This is a genomic window from Neisseria dumasiana (assembly GCF_022870885.1).
Lineage (GTDB): Bacteria > Pseudomonadota > Gammaproteobacteria > Burkholderiales > Neisseriaceae > Neisseria > Neisseria dumasiana.
Window position 1 is genome coordinate 1126416 of record NZ_CP091509.1, and the last position, 13201, is coordinate 1139616.

The 13201-nt window shown below is 49.1% G+C and carries 12 protein-coding genes, 1 pseudogene and 1 CRISPR repeat array; of the genes and pseudogenes, 7 read left to right on the forward strand and 6 right to left on the reverse strand.

What is annotated here, in order from left to right; all coding sequences use genetic code 11:
- The first annotated feature begins 214 nt into the window (after positions 1-214).
- The 3 genes from LVJ88_RS05100 to LVJ88_RS05110 all read left to right on the forward strand — a co-directional run bounded on the left by LVJ88_RS05100 (position 215) and on the right by LVJ88_RS05110 (position 3276).
- Positions 215-1972 carry an alkaline phosphatase D family protein gene (locus tag LVJ88_RS05100; RefSeq protein WP_085418070.1) on the forward strand — a complete coding sequence of 586 codons (1758 nt, stop codon included), beginning with the start codon at positions 215-217 and terminating at the stop codon, positions 1970-1972.
- 434 nt (positions 1973-2406) lie between these two features.
- Positions 2407-2640, forward strand: coding sequence for a hypothetical protein (locus tag LVJ88_RS05105; protein ID WP_085355458.1), 234 nt, complete (start codon positions 2407-2409; stop codon positions 2638-2640).
- A gap of 357 nt (positions 2641-2997) precedes the next feature.
- A complete protein-coding gene (locus LVJ88_RS05110) occupies positions 2998-3276 on the forward strand; it encodes a hypothetical protein (RefSeq protein WP_085418069.1) in 279 nt (92 codons plus the stop codon).
- A gap of 94 nt (positions 3277-3370) precedes the next feature.
- Here the strand turns inward: LVJ88_RS05110 and recA are convergent, their stop codons facing one another.
- Entirely contained in the window at positions 3371-4417 is a 1047-nt protein-coding gene (gene recA / locus LVJ88_RS05115; RefSeq protein WP_054599005.1) for a recombinase RecA, read from the reverse strand.
- Positions 4418-4594: 177 nt separating this feature from the next.
- Between recA and adk the strand changes: the two genes are divergently transcribed.
- From adk to LVJ88_RS05135, 4 genes are all read left to right on the forward strand, one after another.
- Positions 4595-5242, forward strand: coding sequence for an adenylate kinase (gene adk, locus LVJ88_RS05120; RefSeq protein WP_054599006.1), 648 nt, complete (start codon positions 4595-4597; stop codon positions 5240-5242).
- 210 nt (positions 5243-5452) lie between these two features.
- Positions 5453-6184, forward strand: a complete 732-nt coding sequence (gene rnc / locus LVJ88_RS05125; RefSeq protein WP_054599007.1) for a ribonuclease III — start codon at positions 5453-5455, stop codon at positions 6182-6184.
- A gap of 55 nt (positions 6185-6239) precedes the next feature.
- Positions 6240-7163 (forward strand): GTPase Era, encoded by a 924-nt coding sequence (era, locus tag LVJ88_RS05130; RefSeq protein WP_085418068.1) that lies wholly within the window; start codon positions 6240-6242, stop codon positions 7161-7163.
- Positions 7164-7563: 400 nt separating this feature from the next.
- Positions 7564-8913 carry a sodium-dependent transporter gene (locus LVJ88_RS05135; RefSeq protein WP_085418066.1) on the forward strand — a complete coding sequence of 450 codons (1350 nt, stop codon included), beginning with the start codon at positions 7564-7566 and terminating at the stop codon, positions 8911-8913.
- Positions 8914-8977: 64 nt separating this feature from the next.
- Here the strand turns inward: LVJ88_RS05135 and LVJ88_RS05140 are convergent.
- The 5 genes and pseudogenes from LVJ88_RS05140 to cas1 form a co-directional block, all read right to left on the reverse strand.
- Positions 8978-9107 (reverse strand): annotated as a pseudogene (locus tag LVJ88_RS05140) (IS1595 family transposase); the annotation flags it as partial.
- A gap of 8 nt (positions 9108-9115) precedes the next feature.
- The gene (locus LVJ88_RS12630) at positions 9116-9256 is read right to left on the reverse strand and encodes a methylated-DNA--[protein]-cysteine S-methyltransferase (protein ID WP_085418065.1); all 141 of its coding nucleotides are present in this window, start codon (positions 9254-9256) and stop codon (positions 9116-9118) included.
- 128 nt (positions 9257-9384) lie between these two features.
- Positions 9385-10506, reverse strand: coding sequence for an ABC-2 transporter permease (locus LVJ88_RS05145; protein ID WP_085418064.1), 1122 nt, complete (start codon positions 10504-10506; stop codon positions 9385-9387).
- A gap of 433 nt (positions 10507-10939) precedes the next feature.
- Positions 10940-11900: a CRISPR direct-repeat array (repeat unit 36 nt; unit sequence GTTGTAGCTTCCTCTCTCATCTCGTAGTGCTACAAT).
- 64 nt (positions 11901-11964) lie between these two features.
- Complete coding sequence (gene cas2 / locus LVJ88_RS05150; RefSeq protein WP_085358850.1) at positions 11965-12291, reverse strand: CRISPR-associated endonuclease Cas2; 327 nt, start codon at positions 12289-12291, stop codon at positions 11965-11967.
- The gene (cas1, locus tag LVJ88_RS05155; RefSeq protein ID WP_085358852.1) at positions 12284-13195 is read right to left on the reverse strand and encodes a type II CRISPR-associated endonuclease Cas1; all 912 of its coding nucleotides are present in this window, start codon (positions 13193-13195) and stop codon (positions 12284-12286) included. The genes cas2 and cas1 overlap by 8 nt, the downstream gene beginning before the upstream one ends.
- Positions 13196-13201 lie beyond the last annotated feature (6 nt).

A 13201-nucleotide genomic window follows, 5' to 3' on the forward strand; every position in this document is an offset into this window, starting at 1 on the left:
AGTAAACGGTGGGCAAATACGGATACAATGTTTATTTAAACAAAAAGTAATATTAAAAAACATAAAGATGCGGTTGGTGCGGAATGATTTTGGCAGTCTGTAAGGTGCGGCGCATTTCTGCGTTGTGCGTTGCCGCTCTTGGACTGCATCCGCATTTGGCGTTTTACAAAGGTTTCAGCCTGTTCGGAACATATGAAAGCAAAGGAGAAATGCTATGACCAAACTTTATCTCGGTCCTGTGTTGTCGTTTCGCGGTGGCGCGGAATGCGGAGAATGGAAAGTAACCGCTTTGATTGCGGTATCAAACAGCGCGCCGTTTCCGGTTGTAAGGGTGGACGGCAAGCCGACTTGCGCGCCTAAAATTCTGATGGAACACGGCGGTAAAGCTTATCTGCGTTACGATTTGTCGGTTGCGCAGCAGGCGCAAGAAAGAAAAGTCGAATATTGCATCGACGGTGTGGATGAAGTTTGGCATTTCACCGTGCCTGCGCTGGGTCAGGCTCCGCGTATGATTTATGTGTCGTGCAACGGTTTTTCGGATGCGAACGGTATCCGCAAGCTGATTAAAGGCGAAAATGCGGTTTGGGAAGATATTTTGTGCAATCACGATAAATCAGTGCGGCCGCCGGGCTACCAAATCGACAAAGAGCAGCTATGGCATGAAACCCGCACGCACGATTGCGGTTTGCAGCGTTTTCATCTGCTGGTGATGGGCGGCGACCAGATTTATTTCGACCCGATTTGGGAAGACATCAAACTGCTGAAAAAGTGGATCGGTCTGCCGCGCAAAGAGCAGCTGAAATATAAAGTCAGCGCGTCGCTCGAGAAAGCGATTGAAGACTACTACATCGATTTTTATCTCAGCCGTTGGTTGCCGCGTAACCACGCGCCGTGGGGTTCGGTTAATAAAACCCTTGATTCGGCACACGGCATGGCACGGATTCCGACCGTGATGATGTGGGACGACCACGATATTTTCGACGGTTGGGGTTCGCATAGCCCGGAAATGCAGCGCAGCCCGTTGTTTCAACGCATGTTTTATCACGCCCGCCGCGCTTTTTGGGTATTTCAGATGCAGCAGGCAGCTGACCAACTGCCGGAGCTGACGCTATGCACAGAATTGAATATGCGTATCGACGACCCGATTTTCGAACCGATTAAATGGTCGGAGATTTTGCAGTCAGATCCGTTGGCATTGCCGCTTTTCGATAACCAGCCGGGTTTTTCGTTTGCACACACAGTCGGCCCGGTAAGTTTATTGGTAGCCGATTTGCGCACCGAGCGTTCTCACGAACAGATTATGGGGCCTTACACTTGGCGTGCGATGCAGCAATGGCTTTTTTGCGGCATACCCGAATGCAGCACCGAAAGGCACTTGCTGTTTGTATCGTCTGTGCCGGTTATGCACCCGAAACTTTCGTTGGCAGAGTTGCTGATGGAAAACTTGGGCTACGACCATGTGCTCGACAGCAGTGCCGATGATTTGAAAGATCATTGGACCAACGATGCCCACGAAGGCGAACGTAAAAGGTTGATTGAAACTTTGTTTAAAACCGCAGAAGCATTGCAACTCCGTGTAACGGTGTTGTCGGGAGACGTGCATGTGGCGGCTTGGGGCGTGGTGTACCGCACCGATTCGGATTACGCCAATTGCTCGACACAAATCCAGCAGCTGACATCAAGTGCCGTGGTGCATCCTTCTTTAGTATCAGTTATGGAACGCCTGTTTTGCCATGTGTTGAACTCGCTGGCCAAGAAAAAACAAAAGCTGGATGTGAATCTTGAAGCGGAAATGATGCTGTTTCCGTCGTCAAACCGTTATGTGATGCCTGCACGCAACTGGCTGGCATTGGAATTGGACGAGGGGCGTCGCGGCGGTAACAAACTGTGGGCCAGTTGGCGTTGCGAAACAAAAGGTGACTTTACCAATCATTTGCTGGCCATCGAACCGCTGCGGCGTGCGTCATCTTGAACGGTTAAGGTGCTTGCCAATCATTCAGGCCGTCTGAACACGCTGTTTCAGACGGCTTTTTCATGAGAATACGTTAAAAAACATCAAATTTATCTTTGCCAAAATTTTGTTTCAAGCAGAGAACTAATCTTCAGTCATAAAACAAGCGGATTGCGAATCTGATAAGTGGAATAAGTATCAAAAAACAAAAGATAATGATAAAAACATTTTATCGGGCAAAAAGCATTTCGGTTAATTTGGATTTTAATTTCTATTAAATTTTTAGCATTATCTTGCGATTATTTAGAAACTAAACCATACAAAGCCACTCTCACAAGCCAAGTGCAGAGTGATCTGCATACGCGGCACCATGCCCGATACAGCCGTCCGGCCCCTTCCCGAACGGTTGAAACCAAACAGAAACCAAACTGTCTTAAAAGAAAGGATGTATTTTTATGAAAAAATTATGGATTACCGCAGCAATGGCCGGCCTGATGCTGACCGCCTGTTCAAGCAACAAAGACAAAGCTGCGGTTCCCGAAGCCAATCTGACTGTTGAACAGGCAATCGAACAGTGCCAAAAAACAGTTGGTGCCAACCAAGATCAAGCCGCAATGGATGCGTGCATGAAAGAAAAAGGTTTCGAGCGTCCTGCAGACGCATCAGCTCCCGCTGCTCCTGCTCAATAACAGGGCCGCACTGCAAGGGAAACGGCTGCCTTAGGGCAGTCGTTTTTCTTGGTTTACATATATGTATATGCCGAACCGACAAAAAAAGCCGCTGAAGGTAATTCATGCGGCTTTTGCCGTATTTTGTTTGTACAGTCAATCCACTTAACGTTTACTACGGCGTGGCTATGCCTTAGTGTAAAGAAAACGATTGTGTAAGCCGCTGAAGCGGCAACAGAATCGGTTCCGTATTACATGTATTGCCTGCCGCTTGTTGTACAGTATTAAAAATGTGTTGATTGGCTATATAATCGGGCTTCACTACCGTTTTCATCGTTTGCATGACAGCGGTTTGTTTGACGCACAGAAAGGAAAAAGATGAAACACAATAAAAAATTATGGTTGTTGTGTCTGGCTGCCGTATTCAGTTTGGGCGCATGCGGCGGCGATGACGATTCAGACCGCCGCGACCGCAACCAGCGTTTTGAGCGCGACAGAGATGACCGCAGGGATAGGGATTATGGTGATGATGACGACCGCCGCGACCGTTATGATGACAGAGATGACGATGACGAAGACCGCGACAGACGCAGAATCAGAAGAGATAGGGATGATGATGACGATCGTGACGATGATCGTGATGACGACCGCCGTTAACACAGATAACAATATTTGATATATAAACATGCCGTCTGAAATATTTTTCAGACGGCATGTTTATTTACTTAAATCAAATTACTCTTCAACCAAATTACTCTTCCGGCTGCTCGCCGTCGGTATCATCCAATGTGCCTTCGGTAATTTGAACGTTTACGCCCACTTTGGCACGGATTTTGGCGTCGATTTCGTTGGCCACTTCGGGGTTTTCTTTCAGCCATACTCGCACGTTGTCTTTGCCTTGGCCGATTTTGGCACCGTTGTAGCTGTACCATGCGCCTGATTTTTCAACGATGTCGTATTTCACGCCCAAATCAACCAATTCGCCTTCCCAGCTGATGCCTTCGCCGTAGAGAATGTCGAATTCGGCTTGGCGGAAGGGCGGGGCGACTTTGTTTTTGATCACTTTGACTTTGGTTTCGTTACCCAAAACGTCGTCGCCTTTTTTGATGGAACCGGTGCGGCGGATGTCGAGGCGCACCGAGGCGTAGAATTTCAGCGCGTTACCGCCGGTGGTGGTTTCGGGACTGCCGAACATCACGCCGATTTTCATGCGGATTTGGTTGATGAATACGACTAAGGTGTTGGTTTTTTTGATGTGGCCGGTGAGTTTGCGCAAGGCTTGGCTCATCAGGCGGGCTTGCAGGCCGACGTGGCTGTCGCCCATTTCGCCTTCGATTTCGGCTTTGGGCACGAGCGCGGCTACGGAATCGACCACGACCATATCCACCCCGCCGGAGCGTACCAGCATGTCGCAGATTTCAAGCGCCTGCTCGCCGGTGTCGGGTTGGGAAACGAGCAGATCTTCCACTTTCACGCCGAGTTTGCGGGCGTAGATGGGGTCGAAAGCGTTTTCGGCATCGATAAAGGCGCAGGTGCCGCCGTTTTTCTGGCATTGGGCGATGGCTTCCAAGCACAAGGTGGTTTTACCGGATGATTCGGGGCCGAAGATTTCGACGATACGGCCGCGCGGCAGGCCGCCTACGCCGAGTGCCAAGTCCAAACCGAGCGAGCCGGTGGAAATGACTTCTAAATTTTCGTCTTTATGGCTGCCGTCCATCTTCATGATGGAGCCTTTGCCGAAGTTTTTTTCGATTTGCGCGAGCGCGGCGGCTAACGCTTTGCTTTTTTCGTCTGACATGATGTTTCCGTGTGGCAGGGTGGTAAGGATTTCGGCGCAGATTATCGCATAAATCGCGGTGTTCAGAAAAAGTTTTCGCTTTGCTTTCAGACGGCCTTTTCATGAAAGCTTAACCATATTAAGATAAGCCCCGCAATATCTTGATCATGATTGTCAACATTTTTAAGGAACACACCAATGAAAGTATTACTGCTCGGCGCACCGGGTGCGGGTAAAGGCACACAGGCTCAATTTATCACGGCAGCTTTCGGCATTCCGCAGATCTCTACCGGCGACATGTTGCGTGCGGCGATTAAGGCCGGCACGCCGTTGGGCTTGGAAGCGAAAAAAATCATCGATGAGGGCGGTTTGGTGCGTGACGACATCATCATCGGCATGGTTAAAGAGCGCATCGCACAGGATGACTGCAAAAACGGTTTCTTGTTCGACGGCTTTCCGCGCACGCTGGCACAGGCCGAAGCCATGATTGAAGCGGGTGTGGATTTGGACGCCGTGGTGGAAATCGACGTGCCGGATTCGGTGATTGTCGACCGCATGAGCGGCCGCCGCGTGCATTTGGCTTCGGGCCGTACTTACCATGTGTCTTACAATCCGCCGAAAGTGGAGGGTAAAGACGACGTTACCGGCGAAGATTTGATCCAGCGCGACGACGATAAAGAAGAAACGGTGAAAAAACGCCTTGAGGTGTATCACGACCAAACGGCGGTGCTGATCGACTTTTACGGTAAGCTCACGGGCGAACACGCACCGAAATATATCAAGGTGGACGGTACGCAGCCGGTTGAAGCGGTAAAAGCAGAGGTGTTGTCTGCGTTGGGCAAGTAAACGGTAGAGCGTAGAAATAGGATACAATACAGGCCGTCTGAAATATTTTCAGACGGCCTGATTTTCGCGGCAGCCGTTTTCCGGTGCCGCCAACTTAATTTTTTTAATGATGATACAGCCTTAAACCTTTTCAGCATTTTACCGGCGCATGCCGTTCCGGTTACGGTTGAAGTGTCGAAAAGCATTCGGGCTGCCGATGAAAGTATGCAGATGAAACACAATCCTGTCCGGCAACACGCTTTGGAGCAGATCCAGCGGCGTATCGGCTACACCTTCAAACAGCCACAGCTGTTGGAGCAGTCGCTTACCCACCGCAGTTTTTCGGGACGCAACAACGAACGCTTTGAGTTTGTGGGCGATTCGATCCTCAACTACACCGTGGCCAAAATGTTGTTCGACACTTTTCCCGATTTGCCGGAAGGCCGCCTTTCGCGTATGCGCGCGAATCTGGTCAATCAAGATACGCTTGCCGAAATCGCTGCCGATTTGAATCTGGGCGATGCTCTGTTTCTGGGGCAGGGAGAACTGAAAAGCGGCGGTTTCAGACGGCCTTCTATTCTGGCCGACGCGATGGAAGCCATGTTTGCGGCGGTGAGCTTCGACGCCGATTTTTCCACCGCCGAAAACACCGTGCGCCATCTGTTTGCCGAGCGTGTGAAAAAAGCCGATCTGAACCGTGAAGATAAAGATGCCAAAACCTTGTTGCAGGAATCGTTGCAGGCAAGGCGTTGGCCTTTGCCCAAATACCGCATCGAGCACCAGCAGGGCGAGGGTTGCGATGCCGAATTCAGCATTGCCTGCGATTTGGGCGAGTTGGGTTTTATCAGCCGCGCCAAAGCATCAAGCCGCCGCGCGGCGGAGCAGGAAGCGGCCAAAGAAGCCTATGCTTGGCTGGAGGCAAACCATCCGCAAAAGCATATCCTTAAAAGCAGAAAAAAATAAGCCGACCCGATGTGTTCAGACGGCCGTCTGAACCGTAACCGATGGAAAGAATGAAATGAATATGGAAAATACCAACGATATGCTCCCCAATGCCGACGGCTACCGCTGCGGTTTTGTGGCGATTGTCGGCCGCCCGAACGTGGGCAAATCGACGCTGATGAACCATTTGATCGGGCAGAAAATCAGCATTACCAGCAAAAAGGCGCAAACCACTCGGCATAAAGTAACCGGTATTCATACCGATGACACCGCGCAATTAGTGTTTGTGGATACGCCCGGCTTCCAAACCGACCACCGCAACGCTTTGAACGACCGTTTGAATCTGAACGTAACCGAAGCCATGAGCGGCGTGGATGTGATTGTGTTTGTGGTGGAAGCGATGCGCTTTACCGAAGCCGACCGCACGGTGATGAAACAATTGCCCAAGCATACGCCGGTATTGCTGGTGGTCAATAAAATCGATAAAGACAAAGCCAAAGACAAGCTGGCATTGCAGGCATTTATCGATACCGTGAGTGCCGAATTTGAATTTGCCGGCCATGAAGTAGTCAGCGCTAAGCACGGTTTGCGGATTGCGCATCTGCTGGAAACGCTCAAACCTTATCTGCCGGAAAGTATTCCGTTGTACCCCGAAGATATGGTAACGGACAAATCGAGCCGTTTTTTGGCGATGGAAATCGTGCGCGAAAAACTGTTCCGCTATTTGGGCGAAGAACTGCCCTATGCCATGAATGTGGAAGTGGAGCAGTTTAACGAAGAAAACGGCATGTACCACATTTATATCGCCGTGTTGGTGGATAAAGAAAACCAAAAACCGATTGTGATCGGCAAAGGCGGCGAGAAATTGAAGAAAATTTCCACCGAAGCGCGTTTGGATATGGAAAAACTGTTTGATACCAAAGTGTTTTTGAAAGTGTGGGTGAAGGTGAAATCCGGTTGGGCGGACGATGTGCGCTTTTTGAAAGAGTTGGGTTTATAACCGCCGGTGTGATGCCGGTTGCGGAACAAGGCTTTGGCGGTTTCGTCAAAGCCTGTTTTATTGTTATGGTTATGCAGCATCGCGCTTGGTTGCCGTTGGATTGGCGGAAAAGGTTTGAGGCCGTCTGAAGGCATTCGGGCTGCGTGATGTGTTTTCAGATAAAGACAGTTGTGCCCGATGCGGCTATTTTTGGTATTATCTCGCTATTTTTTATCAGGTTATTTGAGAGTCTGCCGACAATCGGCCGTATGGCGGTGTTTTCGGCCAAATTCGGCATCTGCGTGCGAACGATGACAGTAAGAAGAGGTGTTTCAACAGAGGCCGTCTGAATGTCGAGGGGCAGCAGAAATAAATACCTGTTTTATCTTTTATCTTTACCTAAACACAAACGAGAATTTCTATGTCGATCAGCTCCCATTGGACATCCAAAATAGGTTTCATTTTATCTGCGGCAGGTTCTGCCATCGGCTTGGGGGCGATTTGGAAATTCCCCTATACGGCGGGCACCAACGGCGGTGCGGTATTTTTTCTGCTGTTTTTGTTTTTTACGGTGTTGATCGGGTTGCCCGTGCTACTGGCCGAGTTTTATATCGGCAGGCAAACCCAGCGCAATGCCGTCGATGCTTTTAAGGCATTGGCTCCGAAGTCCTCATGGCCGTGGGTAGGCCGTATGGGTGTGGCGGCGTGTTTTATCTTATTATCGTTTTACAGCGTAGTGGGCGGATGGGTGTTGGCTTATGTTGTACACGCATTCACGGGTGCGATTGCTCCGGAAACCGATTTTAAACAGCTCTTCGGCGAAACCATCAGCAATCCGGCTTCCGCTGTCGGCTATCAGAGCCTGTTTATGCTGCTCACGATTTTGGTGGTTCAAAATGGTATTTCTCAAGGCATCGAAAAGGCCAGCCGTTATCTGATGCCTGCTTTGTTTATTGTCTTTCTGTTGTTGGCCGTCCGTTCGCTGTTGCTGCCGGGAGCGATGGAAGGCGTGTCTTTTTTACTGAAACCCGATTTCTCGGCAGTAACGGCCGACACGGTGCTTACTGCATTGGGGCAGGCGTTTTTCTCGTTGAGTTTGGGGGTTTCCGCCATGATCACTTATGCGGCCTATCTGGATGACAAACAGGATTTGTTCCGTTCAGCCAACAGCATTATGTGGTTGAATATGTTGGTGTCGTTGTTGGCGGGTTTGGTGATTTTTCCTGCCGTTTTTGCATTGGGGTTCGAGCCGGGAGAAGGGCCGGGCTTGATTTTTGCGGTGTTGCCTGCGGTGTTTCAGAAAATCCCTTTCGGAACGGTGCTTTTTGCCGTGTTTATGTTGCTGGTAACGTTTGCCACGCTTACGTCGGCATTTGCGATGCTGGAAACGGTGATTGCCGCCGCTATCCACAACAATGAGCAACGCCGCCGCCGCGTTACTTGGCTGACCGGTTTGGCGATTTTACTGGTGGGCATTCCTTCGGCGCTTTCTTTCGGTGCGATGTCTGAATTTACCTTATTCGGCAAAACCGTATTTGATTTATGGGATTATCTGATTACTTCTTGGATTATGCCGGTAGGCGCTTTGATGACGGCTTTATTTGTGGCTTGGATACTGCCCAAAAGCAAGGTGTTGGCACACATGCGGCAAGGCAGCACGCTTCATGCAAAAATCGCAGCGGTTTGGTATCAAACTTTGCGTTATGCCGCGCCCGTAGCGATTCTGCTGGTCTTTGCCAATACCTTGGGTTGGCTGGAGTGGTTGAAGTAACGGCCTTAAGATATGCCGCCCGTCGGCTGAACTGGATATTTCTTGGGGCTGAAGTAGAGTAACCCTAAATACCACACCAAAGCCGCAGAATTTTTAACTGCTGCTTTTTCTTTCAAAAACAGAGGAAAAGATTTCCGGTCGATTTCGTTGTATTTGCGCAAGACACGTTTCGCCTGATTCCAAAAACTTTCAATGCTTTCTTTCATACAAGGTCGCCACCGTAGTCGGTTAAATCGCCGTTGCAGCCGATCACGCGGTGGCACATTATCAGGATGGAAATCTTGATCTGCCCGTTGGCGGCAGCTACGGCACGCACAGCCTGCAGTTTGCCGATGCGCCCCACCTATTGTTTGTAGCTTCGGGTTTCTGCGTAAGGAATGGTTTGCAGTTTGCACAATACTTGCTGCTAAAAATGTGTCCCAACAGGGTCAAACGGAGTAGCTAAGATTTTCTGACAGCCGTCTGAAAGCCTTATCCCTGCTGCTCAAGCATCTTTCTGAAGCGTACCAAAGCAAAGGTCAAAAACAGCACTCCGGTGAGCGTCATCGCCGTAAGCTGCGGCCATACGATACTCAAACCCGCATCGCGGAACAGCACGTTTTGGGAAAACTGCACAAATTGGGTGCTCGGCCAATATTCGCTGATCCATTGTGCCGCTTCGGGCATATTGTTGCGCGGAGAGGCCATGCCGGAAAACAGCAGCAGCACCATATACAGCGGAATCATCAGCAATCCGAATTGCGCCATGCTCGGGGCGATGGTTGCCAGCATGATGGCCAAAGCGGAAAGCGAAAAAAGATAGATGCAGATGCCCAAAGCGTATAAAGCCAGTGAGCCGTTAATCGGAATACCGAGGCTTTGTTTCACTACAAACCACATCGACAGCATTGAGGCAATCAAAATCACCAAACTGTTGGCTGTTACTTTTGCCAACATGATTTCCGCCGCGCCTACCGGCATTACCAAAAGGTGTTCGATTGTGCCGTGTTCGCGCTCTCTGATAACCGCCGCACCCACCAATATCAAGGCCAACACCAGCACCATATTGCCCATTTCCATCGGCGGGCCGTAATACACGCCTTCGGCATTGGCATTGAAATGCATTCTGATCACGGGTTTGACCGGCAACAGCGTTTCGGCGGCAGGCCGGTTGAGAAAGACGGCGGTTTCGCGCGTAAATATCTGCATCAGATAGTTTGCACCCAAACCCGCCTGCGACATTGCCGTTGCGTCAACCAAGAGTTGAATCTGCGGGCTTCTGCCCATCAGCACATCGCGTTCGAACCCGGGCGGAATTTCAAATGCAAAAATGTATTCTCCCTTATCCATTGCCTCGTCTGCCTGCTGCGGCGACACTTCTTCGGGCGGCCGGAAATGCGGCGGGCGCACCGCGTCGCGCAGCCGGAAAGACAACGCGGAACGATCGTGATCAATCACTGCCACCGGTGCGTTATGCACGTCTTGGTTCACTTCGGCAGCCGAATAAACCGTTACCGTAAACATAAACACAATCAATATCATCAACACAGGGTCTGAAAAGAGGCTGCGCAATTCTTTCCAAGCGAGATAAAAAATGTTTTTCAGAATCCTCATCGGTTTTGCCTTTGGGTATTCAGACGGCCTGATACTTTCGCGAACATCGGTCAAGGGGTCAAAATATGGCTAACCAGTTAATAATCATACGGTTTATATAATCAGGTCAAGCCTAAAGTTGATTCACGATATACAGTTAATCAACTTAAGTTTAGTAACAAAATCGTAGATACTGTCCTTCCCCGTCAAACCGTTGCGGGCGGACATGTACTCTGCCTCTACGATTGTGTTATTAAAATTGGGTAGATTGATTATAGAACCCTTGCAAAACTTGGGTCTGCAAGCGTCTCAGATTTTTTCTTGAGATTGTACAAAGGTTTCAGGCCGTCTGAAAAATCAGTTACCCGCTTTTTCAGACGGCCTTTAGCATCAAATGTTCGCGCCTTTGCTGCAAACGCTGCGTTTTTTATGGAGCTGAAGCAGGTGCAGCAGGGGGGGAGCTTCCTCTCTCATCTCGTAGTGCTACAATGGTTAACCGATTCCTCGCTTACTTCAACCGGTTGTAGCTTCCTCTCTCATCTCGTAGTGCTACAATAGTTCAGGCCAAATCAGGTGGTAATCGTCGGTTGTAGCTTCCTCTCTCATCTCGTAGTGCTACAATTCCAGCGAGACCGAGACCAACAACAGGCAGGTTGTAGCTTCCTCTCTCATCTCGTAGTGCTACAATAGTGGTAGACTTTCTACAGCAGACATGCTCGTTGTAGCTTCCTCTCTCATCTCGTAGTGCTACAATTTTGAAGTACATGTCTAGCAAAAGTTGTAGGTTGTAGCTTCCTCTCTCATCTCGTAGTGCTACAATTTTCCCCCTACCTATAGAGACTGTAGACAGGTTGTAGCTTCCTCTCTCATCTCGTAGTGCTACAATTTCATGCTTACTTCAAGCCTGTTCATACTGGTTGTAGCTTCCTCTCTCATCTCGTAGTGCTACAATTGCAAGTTTGTGCGTCAAAGTTAAACACACGTTGTAGCTTCCTCTCTCATCTCGTAGTGCTACAATTGCAAGTTTGTGCGTCAAAGTTAAACACACGTTGTAGCTTCCTCTCTCATCTCGTAGTGCTACAATTCTTCTGCTTCCTTTTTGTCTTGTTTGGCTGTTGTAGCTTCCTCTCTCATCTCGTAGTGCTACAATCGGGCTTACCATGATTGCATCCTTTTTTCTGTTGTAGCTTCCTCTCTCATCTCGTAGTGCTACAATAGGCATAGTTAGCTTCAGGAAGTTTCGACTGTTGTAGCTTCCTCTCTCATCTCGTAGTGCTACAATTGAATTGCGCTATTTAATTGCGCGGCAACAGTTGTAGCTTCCTCTCTCATCTCGTAGTGCTACAATTTTACCGACCATAAAGGCAACGGGGTTTGGAGTTGTAGCTTCCTCTCTCATCTCGTAGTGCTACAATACTTAAACAGGTAAGCCTTATAAAATAAGGCTTACCTGTTTTATTTTGATTAAAAAAAACGGCTTCAAAAAAGCAAAAGTTGGTCGGCATTGACCTTTTTTTCGCGGGGTTTGGGTTCTCCAATAAGCATGACCATACTTGCGTATTGCTTTTCTGTTACTTCCAAATAGCGTACTTGGCCTTCTTCCGGTAAATGCAGCATCAATCTTTTGTGGTGTTTCTGCAACGCGTCCCTTCCTTTTACAATGCGTGAATAAACTGATAATTGCAGCATGTGATAGCCGTCTTTCTGCAAAAATTTACGAAATTGGCTAGCTGCTTTTCTTTTGGCGGCAGTGGTTACAGGCAAATCAAAGAAAACAATTAAGCGCATAAATTTAGCCTCACTCATAATCATGTACCTTTAAGCGCAGCATTTGCGGTAGCTTTAACAGTTTGGGCTTGTTTTGGCTGACGGCCGTCTGAAAAGATTGGATGGTGCGGTCTATGGCAGCCAATACACTATATTTGTATCCGTCTAAAGCTGCTTGGCAGCATAACAAAGAGATTAATTGTTGTTTGCTTGCGGGTGTCAGCTCATCTGGTAGACTGTTTGAAAGCATTTTGTCGTAAACCCATAAATCGGCAATGGGGCGGTATGGTTCGATAAGGTCGTCGGCCAAGTTGAAAGGATTGAGTTCGCTGCGGTGGTGCAGTCCGAGAGCAGGTAGAAAGCCGTATTGTACAAGGGCGCGGGCAATGGCTGAGCGCAAAATGCTGTAACCGTAATTCAAATGGGCATTCACGCTGTTTTCATAACTGCGGGTAAACTGTTCGCCGAACAGTACGCGGAAATGCAAAGCGGCGGCTTGGCTTTCGGCAAAGTTTTTGTCGCCCGATTTTACGCTGTCGGCCAAAGCGTTCAGACGGCTTGCGGCGATATCGTGGCCGCTGTAATCCAAAAGCCAAGCCTGATTGCGGATTTTTTGTTTCACAATTTGTTGCCACAACTGCTTTTTTTGTGGTTCCGTCATGTTGATTTGTTGTTTGAGTACTTTCAGGCTGCGGTGGTATTGTGCAAACGGCAACCATTGACCACAGGGTAAGAACTGCTCATCGCAGGTAAGCAGGGTGATACCGTATTGTGCCAAAGCCGATAGCAGAGGTGCGGTCAGTATCACCTCCCTTGCTTCAACCACAATCACGGCGATGTCTTCCAGCGGTATAGGTATGGCTTCGTCTTGTTGAATCAGCAAGTGGTTTTGTTGTAGCGACAGGCGTGCGGGGCGGCTGATTAGAATACTGCGCCAAGTCATTTGGTT